This window comes from Citromicrobium bathyomarinum, assembly GCF_038594605.1.
Classification (GTDB): domain Bacteria; phylum Pseudomonadota; class Alphaproteobacteria; order Sphingomonadales; family Sphingomonadaceae; genus Alteriqipengyuania; species Alteriqipengyuania bathyomarina_B.
The window spans coordinates 515,487-530,240 of sequence record NZ_JBCFZM010000002.1 but is presented as its reverse complement, the minus strand read 5'-3'; the positions used below and the strand labels follow the sequence as shown (position 1 = coordinate 530,240).

The window sequence follows — 14,754 nt, the reverse complement described above, 5'->3', positions numbered from 1 at the left end:
ATGGGCCCGCTAAACGCCCTAGGAATGGACAAACTACGCATTATTGGCGGGCGCAAGCTCTCCGGCACCATCCCGATCTCCGGCGCCAAGAACGCGGCGCTCACGCTGATCCCCTGCGCATTGCTGACCGACGAGCCGCTCACGCTGCGCAATCTGCCGCGGTTGGCGGATATCGACAGTTTCCAGCATCTGATGACGCAGTTCGGCGTCTCGGTGAACATCGCGGGGACCAAGCCGGAAGATTTCGGCCGCGTCGTCACCTACGAGGCGACCCGCCTCACCTCGACCACCGCGCCTTACGATCTGGTGCGCAAGATGCGCGCCTCGATCCTGGTGCTCGGCCCGATGCTGGCCCGCGCAGGCGTTGCCACGGTCTCGCAGCCCGGCGGGTGTGCGATCGGCAACCGCCCGATCGATCTGCACCTGTCCGCGCTGGAAGCGCTGGGCGCCGAGATCGAGCTGGCGCAGGGCTATGTCCGCGCACATGCGCCCGATGGCGGCCTGCCGGGCGGCGAATTCGACTTCCCCGTGGTGTCGGTCGGGGCGACTGAGAATGCGCTGATGGCGGCAGTGCTGGCCACCGGCACCTCGACCTTGCGCAATGCCGCGCGCGAGCCGGAGATCGTCGACCTGTGCAACCTGCTCGTCGCGATGGGCGCCGAGATCGAGAATATCGGCCAGTCGGACCTCGTGATCCACGGTGTGAAGCGGCTGAACGGCGCGACCTACAAGGTGATGGCGGACCGGATCGAGGCGGGCTCCTATGCCTGCGCGGCGGCGATCACGGGCGGCGATGCCTTTCTGGAAGGCGCCAAGGCGGACGATATGTCGGCCACGCTCCATGCGCTGCGCAACATCGGCGTCTCGGTCGAGTCCACCGCAAAGGGCGTGCACATTGGTACGAACGGCAGGCTCAAGGCGGTCAACCTCTCCACTGCGCCCTATCCGGGTCTCGCGACCGACATGCAGGCGCAGCTGATGGCGCTGCTGACCGTGGCGGAGGGCACCAGCGTGCTGACCGAGACGATTTTCGAGAATCGCTACATGCATGTGCCTGAGCTGACCCGGATGGGTGCCAATATCGAAGTGTCGGGTCGTACCGCGATCGTGCAGGGGCAACCCAAGCTCAACGGCGCGGAAGTGATGGCAACCGATCTGCGCGCTTCGATGAGCCTCGTTATCGCCGCGCTGGCGGCGCCCGATGAATCGCAGATCCGCCGCATCTATCACCTCGATCGCGGGTACGAGCGGCTGGAGGAGAAGCTCCAGGCGATCGGCGCGGAAATCGAGCGGGTGAGCGACGAATAGCGCGCCTTTTCAGGACCCAAAGTCGCGTTCCCACGTTCGCCAGATAACCACTTATTCTGGAGACAAGAAAATGGGCCTGATTCGAACCGCAATTCTGGGTGGCCTGGGTTACCTCGGCTACAAGGCGTACAAGCAGCACAAGGACGAGAACGGCGTGGCCTTCGCCGACGGCCAGCCCGAAGGCGCCGTCCGCAATGCCGGCTCTTCCGCGACTGCGACCAAGGGCGACACCATGAGCCGGACCGACGAGGCGCTCGACGAGACCTTCCCGGCAAGCGACGCAACTGCCAAATACTGACCAGCGAAAGCCGACGCGCGCGGGGGCGGGGCCTAGGCCTCGCCCCCGCTGCGCATTTGGGCGACGAGATATTGCCGGATCGCGCTGGCAAGCCCCGTCGGCTCCTCAACTTCGAGCCGTGCGGCATCGATTCGCGCTACGATGGCGTTGATCGGCAGGTCCGATGCCTGCGCGTCCTCGCGGAGCAAATCCCAGAACACCGGTTCCAGCGTGATACTGGTCTTGTGCCCGGCGATCTCGACCGAACGTTTGACGGGCGGGTGGTATTTCATGGGGAAGCCGTGGCGTAGCTCTCGCTCCAGCGCAATCCCGTCACCCGGCGAACGCCATCTGCAACACCTACGATGCCTACGGCGCAGCAGCGCCCGGCCGAGCCGCTTCGAGCTTTTCCCATTGATCCCAGATGCGCGGCGCCAGACCGTCGAGCGGGACCCAGTGGCCGCCGCCCGTCAGGTTGACGCGAACGACGTTCGGCCCGCCTGCAGCCTCGAGCTTCGCAACCGCCTTGGGGTCGACCACCTCGTCCTTCGTCCCGTGCATGAGCAGCAGCGGCTCCTCGACGGCTGCGATCCTGGCGAGATTGTCGTAGCGCTCGGTCACCAGCGCCCGCGCGATTTTCGGAACCATGTCCCGCAGTCGCGTGAACGCGCCCATCGTCGCGACGCCGGACACCTCGTGCCGCGCGGCCATCTCGACGGCGACCGCGCCGCCCAGCGAAAATCCGAAGAGGTAGAGCCGCGAATCGGGGGCGAGCTCTTGTGCCTTGGCGATCCATGCTTCGGCATCGGCATAGAGGCCTGCTTCGGAAGGCTTGCCCGGATTGTCTCCATACCCACGGTAGGACGCGATCAGCACACCACGCCCGCCCGCCCGCAGGGGTTCGGCGCGATAGGCGGAGACCATGTGGTTGTAGCTGTTGCCGTGGAACACGATGACGACCTGATCGACGCATTCGGCGGGCGGCCAGTAGGCCCCCTCCAGCGTCAAACCGTCCGCTGTCTGCGCGGTGATCGCCTGTGGGGGCTCACCCCGGAACTCCACGTTCGTATCGGCCAGCGAAACCGGTTGGTAGACCTGGCTGGAAACAGGCCCCGCAACGGCGGAGGTAGCGAGCGACAGAAGGCCAAGGCCCAGCAGCAACGGGGCGAACAGACTCATAGACGGGTATTGCATACGCCAACGCCTCCATCGCAGCTGTAAAGAGGCTGTGACGCGCGGCCCGTGTCCGGGCGATGAACCACTCAATACATGTGCTGGCCGCCATTGATGCTCATGGTCGAGCCGGTAACGAACTCGCCCTCGTCGGCAGTCAGGAAGGCTACGGCGCGGGCGATTTCTTCCGCCTGGCCCAGGCGGCCTACCGGGATCTTGGCGACGATCTTGCCGAGGACTTCCTCGGGCACGGCGGCAACCATGTCGGTGTCGATATAGCCCGGCGCGATTGCGTTCACGGTGACCCCAAATCGGGCGCCTTCCTGCGCCAGCGCCTTGGTAAAGCCGTGGATGCCCGACTTGGCGGCGGCATAGTTCACCTGGCCATACTGGCCCGCCTGTCCGTTGATCGAGCCAATATTGACGATTCGCCCCCACTTGCGCTCGCGCATCCCGGGAAAGCACGCCTTGGCCATGTTGAAGCACCCGCCGAGGTTGACGCGCATCACCTCGTTCCAGTCGTCAAAACTCATCCTGTGCAGGGTGCCGTCGCGGGTGATCCCGGCATTATTGACGACGATATCGATGTTGCCATGGTCTTTCGCGATCTGTGCGCAACCTTCGAGACATGCCTCGTGGTCGCCCACGTCCCACTTCATCGCGGCGATGCCGGTCCGTTCGGAGAATTCGCGCGCGCGCTCATCGTTGCCGGCGTAATTGGCTATGACCGTGCGGCCCTGTTCCTTGAGCGCAAGGCTGATCGCCTCGCCGATCCCGCGCGTTCCACCCGTCACCACTGCGACACGTGCCATCATCACTCTCCCCAATTCATCCTCTTCCCAAGGACGTAGCGTCAGGCACGCCTATGGGCAAAGCAAATCACGGGATGCCGGGGGGATTTCGGGATGCTGGAAGCGATGTAGACCGGGAGGGGAAAGACGCACGCCCGATCGGTCGCGCCCAGCCGATCAGAAGCGCAGCTGCGTTCCGATATAGACCGACTGGCTGTCTTCCACGCCATCGGTCAGCGGCGTCAGGCGATCCTGCTCTTCGGACAGGCGGACACCGGCGGTCACGTCGAGATTGCGCGAAACGCGATAGGCGCCGCCCAGATCGACCTGGCGATCGCCGTGACCTTCGAGCGTGCGAGGCGAGCGGCCCGGGATACGTTCCTGATCGACCGAGATGCGCGGCTGGAATCGGCTCGGCTTGTCGCGCGCGCCTTCCGACGGGCGGAATTCGGCAAGATCGGGCATCGAAACGCGCGAAACCGACTTGGGAAGCTCGCTCGCGGGCTTGGTGAAGCTCTGATACCCGCGCGCGACGCCCAGATCGAAGGCGGAAGGTGCCACCGCCACATCGCGGCGGGTGCCGGGTTCGCCGCGAGTCGACTCGATGGCCGAACGAATCGAGATCGCACGCGCCGCATCGTCATCGACTCGCACGGCGACGGTGACCGTCCGATCGGTGATGGTTTTGCCCGTGGCGGGCGTGAAGGGCATCGTCTCGCGGCGCGCGGCGAAACGCTCCATCACGCGGCGGGCGAGATCGGGATCGACGGTCGCGGGCGTGAAATGCGCGCCCAGCGACGGGCTGCCGGAAATAAGCGCGGGTGCGGTGGCTTCGGCCAGCGCGACACCGGCATAAGGCACGGCGACGAGCACCAGCGCCCCGCCGATGGCGGGGGCAAGCAGCTTGCGCAATCCTTTGCCCCGATTATCGCTCATGCTTCACCTTATAGCACCGTAACCATTACGGCTCGTGAACGCGGAAAAATTGCCCCTGTCGATCCAAGCACCAATGCGCAGGCCCCGCTTACGATCCCTTTCCTATGCAATGGCGCGCCCGCTTGCCAGCTTTTCCACAACCCGCGTCCCGCTTGCGGCTGGACTGTTGCAACAGGCACACAATGGACGCATCGCAAAATTGCGAGCGGGTTCATCGTGCATACACGCGCCGACGCCAGCTTGGGCGACCCAAGGCAGCCACGCCCTTGCTGCGGTCGGTTCGCGGCGATAGAGGCTTTTTGCATGCGCGGTCTGCCGACCGGTTCCTTCGCAGTTTTCATTGGAAAGCCAGCCACGATGATCAAGCGCCGCTCCTTAGTTGTTTCCGCCAGCCTTCTGGGTGCATGCGCCGCACTTTCGGCCTGCGGCGGTGGCAACAACCTGCCCAATCCCGATGCCGCCGCCAGCCAGGTGACGACCATCGGCGTCAATTCCTATCTCTGGCGCGCGAGCCTCGAGGCGGTGAGCTTCGCGCCGCTGCTGCAGGCAGACAGCGCGGGCGGCGTGATCGTGACCGACTGGTACGCCAATCCCGAAAACCCGGGCGAGCGGGTGAAGCTGACCATTTCGATCCTCGACCAGGATCTGCGCGCCGATGCGCTGCGCGTCGCCGCCAGCCGCCAGGTCGCCCAGAGCGGCAACTGGGTCGATGCCCCCGTGCAGGCCGCGACCGTCCAGAAGCTGGAAGACATCATCCTGACCAAGGCGCGCGAATTGCGCCGCCAGGCGATCACCGGCTGAGCCAGCCCATCACGTAAAAAGACCCGAGTATGACAGATATGCGCTTCGATCCGTCGCAGGCCGACGGACGCTGGCAACAGGCATGGGACGAAGCGCAGTGCTTCCGTGCCGATAGCAACAGCGATCGGCCCAAGAGCTATGTGCTCGAGATGTTCCCTTATCCCTCCGGGCGCATCCATATCGGGCATGTCCGCAACTACACGATGGGCGACGTGCTCGCGCGCTACAAGAAGATGCGCGGGCACGAGGTCCTCCACCCGATGGGCTGGGACGCCTTCGGCATGCCCGCCGAAAATGCGGCGATGGAAAAGGGCGTCCATCCCGGCAAGTGGACGCGCGAAAATATCGAATCGATGAAGGCGCAGTTGAAGCGCCTGGGTTTCGCGCTCGACTGGAGCCGCGAGCTGGCGACGTGTGAGCCGGATTATTACGGCCATGAGCAGGCGTTGTTCGTCGATCTGTACGAAGCGGGCCTCGTCTATCGCAAGGAAAGCGAGGTCAATTGGGACCCGGTCGACCAGACCGTGCTCGCCAACGAACAGGTGATCGACGGGAAGGGCTGGCGCTCGGGCGCCGAGGTCGAGAAGCGCAAGCTCGCCCAGTGGTTCCTCAAGATCACCGACTTCGCCGAGGAACTGCTCGATGGGCTGGGCAGCCTCGACAAGTGGCCGGAAAAGGTCCGGCTGATGCAGGAGAACTGGATCGGCAAGTCGCAGGGTCTGGAATTCTCCTTCGACCTGTCGAACGGCGATAAACTGCCCGTCTATTCCACCCGGCCCGATACGATCTTCGGCGCGAGCTTCGTCGCGGTGGCGGCGGACCACCCGGTCGCGCAGTCGCTCGATAGCGACGCGGCGCGCGAATTCATCGCGCTGTGCAAGCGCGGCGGGACGACGGCGGCGGAGCTGGAGACGGCCGAAAAGCTGGGCTTCGACACCGGCATCACCGCGAAGCATCCGTTCACCGGCGCGGACCTGCCGGTCTATATCGCGAACTTCGTGCTGATGGATTACGGCACCGGCGCGATCATGGCGGTACCCGCGCACGACCAGCGCGACTTCGATTTCGCGACCAAGTACGATCTACCGATCGTCCGGGTGGTCGCTGCCAGAGCCGAAGACGCCGCTGCCCCGCTGACCGAGGCCGAATCCGGCGATGGCATCCTGGTCAATTCGGGCCAATACGACGGGCTGAGCGTCGAAGAGGGCAAGGCCGCGATCATCGGCGCGCTGGAGGCACAGGGTCGGGGCGAGGGCAAGACCGTGTGGCGCCTGCGCGACTGGGGCGTTTCGCGCCAGCGTTACTGGGGCACGCCGATCCCCTTCATCCATTGCGAGAGCTGCGGTGTGGTGCCCGCACCCAAGGACAGCCTGCCGATCACGCTGCCCGAGGATGTCGACTTCAAGACGCCGGGCAATCCGCTCGTGCGTCATCCGACATGGAAACACGTCGATTGCCCCAAGTGCGGCGGCAAGGCGGAACGCGAGACCGATACGCTCGACACCTTCGTCGATTCGAGCTGGTATTTCCTGCGCTTCGCCAGCCAGCCCGCCGACCGTCCGTTCGATCCGGAAGAGGTCGCCAAGTGGCTGCCGGTGGAGCAATATATCGGCGGGATCGAGCATGCGATCCTGCACCTGCTCTACGCCCGCTTCTGGACCCGCGCGCTCGCCCGGATCGGCCAGATCGACGTGCAGGAACCCTTCGCCTCGCTGTTCACGCAGGGCATGGTTACGCACGAGACCTACAGCCGCAAGCAAGGCGGCAAGACGGTCTACTACGCACCCGACGAAATCAGCCGCGAAGCAGAGCGGGCGCTGCTGAAGGACGATGGCGGCGAGGTCGAGATCGGCCGCGTCATCAAGATGTCCAAGTCGAAGAAGAATGTCGTCGATCCGGACACGATCATCGCGCAGTACGGCGCCGACGCCGTGCGCTGGTTCATGCTGTCCGACTCGCCGCCCGAGCGCGACCTGCCGTGGTCGGAAAGTGGGATCGAGGGTTGCACACGCTTCGTGCAGCGTGTGTGGCGGCTGGTCTCCGACACGTCGGGCGACGCGCTGGGCGAGGATGTCGAGCTGCGGCGCAAGACGCACAAGACGATCGCCGCTGTCGCCGAGGATATCGAAGCGCTCTCCTTCAACAAGGCGGTCGCGCGGCTCTACGAATTGACCGGCGCGATCGAAAAGGCCGAGCCCGGTGCCGACCGGCGCGAGGCTACGCTGGCGCTGACCAAGCTGATCTCGCCGATGATGCCGCACCTCGCGGAAGAGGCCTGGCACCGCGCGGGGGGCGAGGGTCTGATTGCCGAGGCCCCCTGGCCCGAAGTCGATCCCGCGATGCTGGTTGAAGACGAAGTGACCATCGCCGTCCAGCACAAGGGCAAGCTGCGCGACACGCTCACCGCGCCCAAGGGTGCCAGCAAGGAAGCGCTCGAGGAAATGGCGCTGGCGAGCGAGAAGGTCCAGCGATCGCTCGACGGGGCCGAGGTGCGTAAGATCATTGTCGTGCCCGACCGTCTGGTGAATATCGTCACCTGATGGCCAATCCGTCACCCCGAACTTGTTTCGGGGTCCAGTTCCCGGCAACGTGCGATCATTCGAAGAGGAAGGATGGATGCTGAAACAAGTTCAGCATGACGGTAGACGGATGGCGCAGGCGCTGGCGGGTTTGCTGCTAGTGCCGATGGCATGCGCCCTGTCGGCCTGCGGGCTCCAGCCGATCTATGCCGGGGCGAGCGGCGAGGGCGCGCTCGCGGACCTTTCCGCCGTGGATATCGCCCCCATCGAAGGGCGCACCGGCTGGCTCGTCGCGACCGCGCTGGAAGACCGTGTGTCGATCCGCGAATCGGCTGCCGCACCGCGCTATCGCCTCGACGTCCAGCTCGACGAAAGCCTGGAGAGCCTCGGGCTGCTGACCGACGAGAGCGTGACGCGTGAGCGGCGCGTACTGCGCGCGCGCTACCAGCTGATCGACCTGTCGAGTGGCGCGATCGTGCTCGACGCGACCGCCGGGTCGGACGCGGGCATCGATGTCGTCTCCAGCGACTATGCCACCATCGCGGCCGAACGCGCGGCGGCCGAGCGGCTGGCCGAAGTGGTCGCGGACCAGATCGTGACGCGGGTGTCGCTGGCGCTGCGTCGGCGCAACTGACGGCGGCGGCCCGTAAAATGGCAAAACGCCAGTCGTTCAAAGCCAACCAGAACAGCTTCGGCCGCATGGCCGGGCAGGCCGCGCGCGAATGCCACACCTTCTTCTTCTGCGGACCCGACGAGAGCGCGGCCTCGGCGGCGGCGGCGCAGATCGTCGCCGGACTTGCCGATCCGGGCGAGCGGGTCGAGGTGTCGGGTGCCGACCTGCGACGCGATCCCGTCAGGCTGGCGGACGATGCGCGCTCCTCCTCGCTCTTCGGCGATTCGCGTCACATCCTTGTGCGCGCCAGTGGCGAGGAAGCGCATGATGCGCTGAAGATCCATCTCGAAGCCGAGGGCGAGGCCTGCCCCGTGCTGGTGGTGGCGACGAGCGCGACGGACAAGTCGCGCAGCGCCAAGCTGGTGGCGGGCGCGGGCGGCACGCTGGTGGCGATGTTCTACCCGCCCAACCTGCGCGACATGGCCGAAACCGTGCGCGATCTGGCAGACAAGTCGGGCCTGCGGCTCGGCGGCGACCTCGCCCAGCGGATCGCGCGCGCCTCTGGGCTAGACCGGCGGCTGGCCGAGGCCGAAGTGGAAAAGCTCGCGCTCTATCTCGATGCCGCGCCCGATTCGCCCAAGACCGCCGATCCGGCTGCGTGGGACGCGATCGGCGCCTCGAGCGAGGAGGATGGCCTGATGCCGATCGTCAACGCTGCGCTGGGCGGACATGCGAAGCGTCTGCCCGCCGAACTGGCACGCTTGCACACACTCTCGCTCAATCCGGTGGGCGTGGCACTCGCGTTCGAGCGGCGCGCGGCGCAGCTCGCCCAGCTTTCGGCACGGATGCGCCCGGGAGAGGATGTGAGCAGTTTCGTCGATGCGCAAAAGCGTGCGCGGCGTATCTTCTTCAAGGACGAGCGCGATCTGACCGAGCAGCTGCAGATCTGGCGGGGCAAGCGACTCGACCGGCTGGTCTCGCGGCTGACTGCGCTGCATCAGGCGCTGCTCGCCAACAGCCAGCAGGCCGAACTGCTGCTGTCGCAAGAGATCGCGTGGATCGCGCGGGCCGCGTCGCGCTAGTTCGAGTACCCGTAACCCTAAAACCTAGTCCTGCGGGACCGAGAACGAGCCGGTCACGCGGCCACTCTCGCCGCCAGCGCTGCCCGCGCCGTCGACGCTCGACAGGCCGGTGCGCAAGTCGATCGTCAGGCGCCCGCCGTTGAGCGTGTCAGAACCGCGCTGCAGCCGCACATCGCCGGTCATGGTGATGATCCGGCGGTTGAAATCGTACACTGCCACGTTGCCTTGCGCGCGCTCGTCCCCGCGCGTCACCGTCACCCCGCCGGTGGCGGAGATGCGCTGGATGCTGAGCGAGCCTGCGTCGGTATAGTCGACGATGGTGCGCGCCGCGTTCAGCCGCAGATTGGCCTGCGTGATCTGCACATTGCCCGACAGCACGACCCGGTTCTGGCGATCCTGCAGCTCGATCCGGTTCGCCGCATAATCGACCGGCGCATTCGAATTGTGGCCTGCGATGGCCTGCGCATTGAGCTGCAGGCCCACGACCGTGCAGGCGGCGAGCACGAAGCCCGCCACGCCCGAACGGGCGGCGAGGCGGACATGGCGGGGGGTCAGCCGGGCTTTGCGGCGGATGCTCATTGCATGCTCTCCAATGCGCCGGGCACCATGCGCAGACGCGCATTGCCGTCAAGCGTTATCGTGCGCGTTTCGATGTCGACCTTCAGGCTGTCGGCAGAGAATGTCCCCGCCGGAACCGCGCCCGATACACCCTCGCTGCCCACCAGCATCTGTTCGCGCAGGTCGACCGATACGCCGCGCGCGGTAAGGTTGTAGCCATCGCTCGCGCGCAGCATCACCGGCCCGTTCACGTCGAGAAATTCTTCATCGATCTTGTAGGCGCCGCCCTCTGCGGTCAGCCGGGCGGGGCCGTCGCTCAGCAGGATGCGGGCGATCACCTCGTCGAGCCGCACGATGCCTTCCGCGCTCGATTGCTGGACGGCTTCCTGCGCAGTGAGCGAGAAGGGGCGGCCCTCGTTGTCGGAGCCGCGATAGGTGGCATTGTCGATCCGCATCCGCTCGTCGATCTGTTCGACCTTGTCCCGGTCGAGAATGAAGGAAACCTCGCTGCGCGGCGAGAATGGCGCGATGACGAGGAACGCAACGATCGCACCCGTCGCCATCGGCAGCGCGATGGCGAGGATCTTGATCAGGCGATCATGGAAGCCGCCCGGGGCCGCCTGGCGTTCCCGCCCGCGCCGCCTCGTGCGTGCTTCTTCTGTCTCTTCCACCTGATCGGTATGCATGATGCGTCCAGAGCCACTCGGCCCTTACTCGTGGCTGAAGATATCCGCGTTGGGCCAGCCGGCAATGTCCAGCCGCGCGCGGGTCGGCAGGAATTCGAAACAGGCCTGCGCGATTTCCATACGGTTTTCGCGCAGCAGGCGTTCCTCGAAAATGTCGCGCATGCGGTGGAGGAAGCGCACGTCCGATGCTGCATATTCGCGCTGCGCATCGTTGATTTCGGGCGCGCCCCAGTCCGAACTCTGCTGCTGCTTCGAGATGTCCTCGCCCAGCAACTCGTTGACCAGCATCTTGAGCCCGTGCCGGTCGGTATAGGTGCGGGTCAGCTTGCTCGCGATCTTGGTGCAGAACACCGGCGCGGCGGTGACGCCCAGCCAGTATTCGATCGCGGCGAGATCGAAGCGGCCGAAATGGTACAGCTTCACGCGCGCCGGATCGGCCAGAACGGCCTTGAGATTGGGCGCATCGTAGCTGCTGTTGACGCCGAAGCGGACCAGATGCTCGTCGCCCTGCCCGTCGCTGATCTGGACGAGGCACAGCCGGTCGCGGTGCGTAATGAGGCCCATCGTCTCGGTATCGACGGCGACGTCCGCGCCTTCTGCCAATACGCCTGCGGGGAGGTCTTCTTCGTGAAAATAGACTGCCATGAATGCCTTTTTTTCTGCGGGTGAGGGCGAGCGCCGTTTGGTCGCCATCGCCCTAGGCCCATTGGGGAAAGAGGGGAAGGGCATCTGGTGCGCGCGGCCTTGGCCTCATAGCCTTTGTCCATGACCGCAGACATCCCCCCAAGCTGGCGCGAAACGCTGGAGCCGGTGCTGGCGAGCCCCGAGGCCCGGAAGCTGGGCAGCTTCCTTCGCGCCGAGGAGGCGGCAGGCAAGGCGATCTATCCGCCACAAGGCTGCCGATTGCGCGCGCTGGAGCTGACGCCGCTGGAACAGGTGAAGGTCGTGATTTTGGGGCAGGACCCCTATCACGGGCCGGGGCAGGCCATGGGCTTGAGCTTTTCGGTGCCCGAAGGGGTTCGCCCGCCGCCCTCGCTCAGGAACATCTACAAGGAACTGGCGCAGGATTGCGATATCGCCCCGCCATCCTCGGGCGACCTGACTGCATGGGCGAAGCAGGGCGTGCTGCTGCTCAATAACACGCTGACGGTCGAGGCGGGGCAGGCGGGCAGCCATGCCGGGCGCGGCTGGGATGCGATCACCGATGCCTGCGTCGCCGCCGTCGCCGGGCGGGAAGAGCTGTCGGTCTTTATCCTGTGGGGCAGTCATGCGCAGAAGAAGGCCTCGCGGATCGAGGAGCTGAACGCACCGACCCGCCATTGTGTGATCCGCTCGCCGCATCCCAGCCCGCTGTCCGCGCATCGCGGCTTCTTCGGCTCGCAGCCTTTCAGCCGCGCCAATGCATTTCTGGAAGCAGCCGGCCGCGGGCGGATCGACTGGAATCCGGCCTGATCAAGCCCTGATCAAGCGACGTCGTCGAGTCGCGACAGCCGATCGAGTGCGCCGCGCAGGGCCCGATCCACGTCACTGTCTTGCGATTTGCGTGGGGCGAGCGCGGAGTCGTGGCGATGCTCGCCGCTGCGCGGCGGAGCGATCGGTGCCTGCGTTCGCGGGGGAACCTCGGCCTGCTCGCGCTCTTGCGCCTCTTGCTGACCTTGCAGGGCGCGCGCAAGCCGCTCGACCAGTTCGGCGACGCCCAGATCCTGCAGCTTCGGCTCTTCCGTACGCGGTATGGGCCATGCCGGCGGGGGCGGAGGGGCGGTAGCGCGCAGTCGCTCCGGGTGGGGCGCAGGCGCCCGAGGGGAATGCTGCTGCGGGGCCGGGTCCTCCGAAAAGCGGTGTGCCGATTGCTCGGCTCGCTCTGGCTCGCCCCCGTCATCGGACACGTCGAGATCGTCCTCCAGCGCGTCGTCGCTGCTCACGAAATCCGCGAAGGGATTGTAGCGCGAGGGGCTAGGCTGCGGATGTTCGGGTACCGCGTCCATCTCCCACTCGTCGACTTTCGAGGCACGCTCTTGAAACGGTTCGGGCCGGGGCGGAGGCGAGGGGCGCCAGGCGGCATCGCCCGGCTCGCGATGCCGGGGGTCGCGCTGGGCGTCGAGCTGATCGTAGGTGTCCGAATCGCTCCATGCCGAGGCGAAATAGGGATCGTCGATTGGCGGTCTGGCAACGCCGGGCTCTACGTCTTCGATCGCTTCGTCGGATAGCTCCAGCTCGTCTTCCTCGCCCGCTTCCGGCCGGGGCATGGCGAGCTCGTCGTCGTCGTCGTAATCGGGGTCGAGGCCGAGGGCGGAGCGCACATCGAGCGGCTTGGGTGCATCGCGCTTGCTCCTGCGTTTCCGCGTCGGCTTGCGCGGCGTGGCAGGTGCCCGCTCTTCGCGCTCGTCCGGGCTGCCGCGCACGCGACTGGCGATGAACAGGCCCATGAGCAGCCCGATTCCGGCAGCTCCCAGCGCCACGATGATGCGCGTGTTCGGGCCGAAGGGGGCCGTGCCGCCGAACACCGCGTCGAACAGGACGGGCGGCAGGAACAGGCAGCCGCCGCCGAACAGGGCGGCGAACCAGAGCGCAACCAGAGCGGGGAACGCAGGGCTGGCGGTAAATCCACCGGTCGCAGCTTCGTCCTCGTCCGTCGTGCGAAATTCGTCGGCGATGCCTTCCATCATCCGGGCCATTCCTTCATCGGGCCATTCCTTCATCGGGGTCACCCTGGCGGGCATGGACGCTCGCTTTCGCAGCGGCCCATGCCTCGCTTTCGGGCGACCGATCCGTCTCGCTGCCTATCAAGCGATGGTAAACGCCGCGATAACGACGGCTGTTGCTCGACCAGTCGCGTTCAATGGCGATGTAGTCTCGTGCGCGTTCGCGCATCGCAGGCCATTCGTCGCGTTCGTCGAGCATGTCGGTGAGTGCGTTTGCGATTCCCTGCGGGTCGTCGGCGGGGAAGAGCACGCCGGTTTCACCATGGTCGATCAGCTCGCGGTGGCCGCCGACATCGGACGCGGCGACGATTCGCCCCTGCGCCATTGCCTCGAGCGGTTTGAGCGGCGTCACCAGATCGGTCAGGCGGCTGGCCTTGCGCGGATAGGCGAGGATGTCGATGAGGCTGTAATAGTCTTCCACCTCGGCGTGCGGCACACGGCCGGTGAAGATGATCGCATCGGACGCGGTCGAGGCTGCGGCCTGTGCGCGCAAGTCCTCGTCCTGCGGTCCGCCGCCGACCAACAACAGCTTTGCCTGCGGCTGATGCTCACGCAGGAGCGGCAGGGCGGCGATAAGATCGTCCAGCCCCTCGTAAGGGTAAAAGCTGCCGATGAAGCCGATCACCGGGCCTTCGCTGAGGCCAAAGCGCGCGGCGAGTTCCGGGTCGCGCGGCACCGGCTTGCCGAACTGGGTCAGGTCGACCGCGTTGGGCGAAATGCCGATCTTGCCAGGCGCAAAGCCGCGCGCGACCAGATCGGCGCGCAGGCCCTCGCAGATCGTGAACACCGCATCGGCGCGCGCGACGACATGGTTTTCGAGCGCGCGCGTCAGCCGGTATTTCACCGAGCCTTCGCGCCCGGTTCCGTTGCCGACCGCGGCATCCTCCCAGAAGGCGCGAATCTCGTAGACCACCGGGATACCGAGCTTGGCTCCTGCGCGAATCGCGGCGAGGCCCGCGAGGGCGGGCGAGTGGGCATGGAGGACGTCCGGCCGCCATTCCTGCGCCAGCGCCACGATAGCATTCGCATGCGTGCGCACTTCGTGCCATTCGCGCAAGCCCGGCGGGCCACCCGCGACTCCGCGGCTACGGTGGAAACGCAGCCCCTCGCAGATCTCGTCGTCCGGCCCCTCGGCACTGTGGCGCAGGCTGGTGATGCCGCGCACATCGAGGCCGTCATGCGCCTGCGCGCGCAGGATCGCCTTGGTCCGGAAGGCATAGCCGCTGTGCAGCGGCAAGGAATGGTCGAGGACATGGAGCACACGCATCACGCCGCGTGCCCTAGCGCGAGTGTACTTAACGCCGCGTC

16 protein-coding genes are annotated in these 14,754 nt (G+C 66.1%); 7 read left to right on the top strand and 9 right to left on the bottom strand.

The window, feature by feature from the left end:
- The first annotated feature begins 24 nt into the window (after nt 1-24).
- Nucleotides 25-1,308, top strand: coding sequence for a UDP-N-acetylglucosamine 1-carboxyvinyltransferase (gene murA / locus AAG612_RS09640; RefSeq protein ID WP_342509653.1), 1,284 nt, complete (start codon nt 25-27; stop codon nt 1,306-1,308).
- Between the two features lie 70 nt (nt 1,309-1,378).
- A complete protein-coding gene (locus AAG612_RS09635) occupies nt 1,379-1,606 on the top strand; it encodes a hypothetical protein (RefSeq protein ID WP_342509651.1) in 228 nt (75 codons plus the stop codon).
- A 32-nt stretch (nt 1,607-1,638) separates the two neighbouring features.
- Here the strand turns inward: AAG612_RS09635 and AAG612_RS09630 are convergent, their stop codons facing one another.
- The 4 genes from AAG612_RS09630 to AAG612_RS09615 form a co-directional block, all read right to left on the bottom strand.
- A complete protein-coding gene (locus AAG612_RS09630; RefSeq protein WP_342509650.1) occupies nt 1,639-1,878 on the bottom strand; it encodes a ribbon-helix-helix domain-containing protein in 240 nt (79 codons plus the stop codon).
- A 76-nt stretch (nt 1,879-1,954) separates the two neighbouring features.
- Complete coding sequence (locus AAG612_RS09625; RefSeq protein ID WP_342509648.1) at nt 1,955-2,764, bottom strand: alpha/beta hydrolase; 810 nt, start codon at nt 2,762-2,764, stop codon at nt 1,955-1,957.
- Between the two features lie 83 nt (nt 2,765-2,847).
- A complete protein-coding gene (gene phbB / locus AAG612_RS09620; RefSeq protein ID WP_342509646.1) occupies nt 2,848-3,570 on the bottom strand; it encodes an acetoacetyl-CoA reductase in 723 nt (240 codons plus the stop codon).
- Nucleotides 3,571-3,726: 156 nt separating this feature from the next.
- On the bottom strand, nt 3,727-4,485 hold the full coding sequence (locus AAG612_RS09615) for a hypothetical protein (protein WP_342509644.1): 759 nt from the start codon (nt 4,483-4,485) through the stop codon (nt 3,727-3,729).
- 357 nt (nt 4,486-4,842) lie between these two features.
- On the opposite strand from AAG612_RS09615, the gene AAG612_RS09610 reads away from it, so the two are divergent.
- From AAG612_RS09610 to AAG612_RS09595, 4 genes are all read left to right on the top strand, one after another.
- Nucleotides 4,843-5,286, top strand: a complete 444-nt coding sequence (locus tag AAG612_RS09610) for a DUF3576 domain-containing protein (protein WP_342509642.1) — start codon at nt 4,843-4,845, stop codon at nt 5,284-5,286.
- Between the two features lie 29 nt (nt 5,287-5,315).
- Nucleotides 5,316-7,826 (top strand): leucine--tRNA ligase, encoded by a 2,511-nt coding sequence (gene leuS / locus AAG612_RS09605; RefSeq protein WP_342509640.1) that lies wholly within the window; start codon nt 5,316-5,318, stop codon nt 7,824-7,826.
- A 109-nt stretch (nt 7,827-7,935) separates the two neighbouring features.
- Nucleotides 7,936-8,439, top strand: coding sequence for an LPS assembly lipoprotein LptE (lptE, locus tag AAG612_RS09600; protein ID WP_342510333.1), 504 nt, complete (start codon nt 7,936-7,938; stop codon nt 8,437-8,439).
- A 17-nt stretch (nt 8,440-8,456) separates the two neighbouring features.
- Nucleotides 8,457-9,500 (top strand): DNA polymerase III subunit delta, encoded by a 1,044-nt coding sequence (locus tag AAG612_RS09595; RefSeq protein ID WP_342509638.1) that lies wholly within the window; start codon nt 8,457-8,459, stop codon nt 9,498-9,500.
- 24 nt (nt 9,501-9,524) lie between these two features.
- Here AAG612_RS09595 and AAG612_RS09590 read toward each other — a convergent pair whose 3' ends face one another.
- The 3 genes from AAG612_RS09590 to AAG612_RS09580 are packed head-to-tail and all read right to left on the bottom strand — an operon-like array spanning nt 9,525 to nt 11,389.
- Nucleotides 9,525-10,079, bottom strand: coding sequence for an LptA/OstA family protein (locus AAG612_RS09590; RefSeq protein WP_342509636.1), 555 nt, complete (start codon nt 10,077-10,079; stop codon nt 9,525-9,527).
- Nucleotides 10,076-10,744, bottom strand: a complete 669-nt coding sequence (lptC, locus tag AAG612_RS09585) for an LPS export ABC transporter periplasmic protein LptC (RefSeq protein WP_342509634.1) — start codon at nt 10,742-10,744, stop codon at nt 10,076-10,078. The genes AAG612_RS09590 and lptC overlap by 4 nt, the downstream gene beginning before the upstream one ends.
- A 24-nt stretch (nt 10,745-10,768) precedes the next feature.
- Nucleotides 10,769-11,389 carry a ribonuclease D gene (locus AAG612_RS09580; RefSeq protein ID WP_342509632.1) on the bottom strand — a complete coding sequence of 207 codons (621 nt, stop codon included), beginning with the start codon at nt 11,387-11,389 and terminating at the stop codon, nt 10,769-10,771.
- Nucleotides 11,390-11,509: 120 nt separating this feature from the next.
- Here AAG612_RS09580 and ung point away from each other — a divergent pair, with 120 nt between their 5' ends.
- Nucleotides 11,510-12,196, top strand: coding sequence for a uracil-DNA glycosylase (gene ung, locus AAG612_RS09575; RefSeq protein ID WP_342509630.1), 687 nt, complete (start codon nt 11,510-11,512; stop codon nt 12,194-12,196).
- A gap of 11 nt (nt 12,197-12,207) precedes the next feature.
- Here ung and AAG612_RS09570 read toward each other — a convergent pair whose 3' ends face one another.
- Together AAG612_RS09570 and AAG612_RS09565 are read right to left on the bottom strand one after the other, a co-directional pair.
- Complete coding sequence (locus AAG612_RS09570; RefSeq protein WP_342509628.1) at nt 12,208-13,464, bottom strand: YveK family protein; 1,257 nt, start codon at nt 13,462-13,464, stop codon at nt 12,208-12,210.
- Nucleotides 13,424-14,713 (bottom strand): TIGR04063 family PEP-CTERM/XrtA system glycosyltransferase, encoded by a 1,290-nt coding sequence (locus AAG612_RS09565; protein ID WP_342510332.1) that lies wholly within the window; start codon nt 14,711-14,713, stop codon nt 13,424-13,426. Before AAG612_RS09565 ends, AAG612_RS09570 begins: the two co-directional genes overlap by 41 nt.
- Nucleotides 14,714-14,754 lie beyond the last annotated feature (41 nt).